We start from the raw sequence: 562 nt of genomic DNA on the forward strand, positions 1-562 counted from the left end.
CGCCCCGGAGCCCGTACCGCCACGGTCAACCTCGCCCTCGCGGACGGGATGCGGAAGCTCGCCGCGCACCTGCGCGCGCTCGGCCACCGGCGCTTCGCGCACCTCGCCGCCGACGTGGACTCCTGGACGTTCACGAGCCGCGCCGCCGCCCTCGGCGAGGCCCTGGCCGGGACGAGCCTGACGACCGTGCGGGCCCCGCTGTCGATCGCGGGCGCCCGCGAGGCCGCGCTGCGCCTGCTCGATACGCCGGGGCGGCCCACGGCCGTCGTGTGCGACGACGACCTGATGGCGGCGGGCGTGCTGAAGGCGGCGCGCGGCCTGGGCCTGCGCGTGCCCGGCGACCTCTCGGTCACGGGCGTCGACGACCTCACGCTCGCCCGCGCCCTCGATCCGGAACTGACCACCGTGCGGCTGCCCGCCGAGGAGTTCGGCGCGCGCGGCATGAGCGCCCTGCTCGCGCTCCTGGACGGCTCGGAGCCGCGCACGGACCCGCTCCCCGTGGAACTCGTCGTCCGCGACTCAACGGGACCGGCCCCCGCCTGACGCCCCGTCCGCCGGGCCG

At 78.3% G+C, this 562-nt stretch carries 1 protein-coding gene; it reads left to right on the plus strand.

What is annotated here, in order from left to right; genetic code table 11:
- Positions 1-543 (plus strand): substrate-binding domain-containing protein (locus G3I42_RS30340; RefSeq protein WP_164290948.1); only part of this gene is annotated, 543 nt, incomplete at its 5' end.
- Positions 544-562: the final 19 nt, after the last annotated feature.

Source organism: Streptomyces sp. SID11385 (assembly GCF_010548245.1).
Taxonomy (GTDB): Bacteria; Actinomycetota; Actinomycetes; order Streptomycetales; family Streptomycetaceae; genus Streptomyces.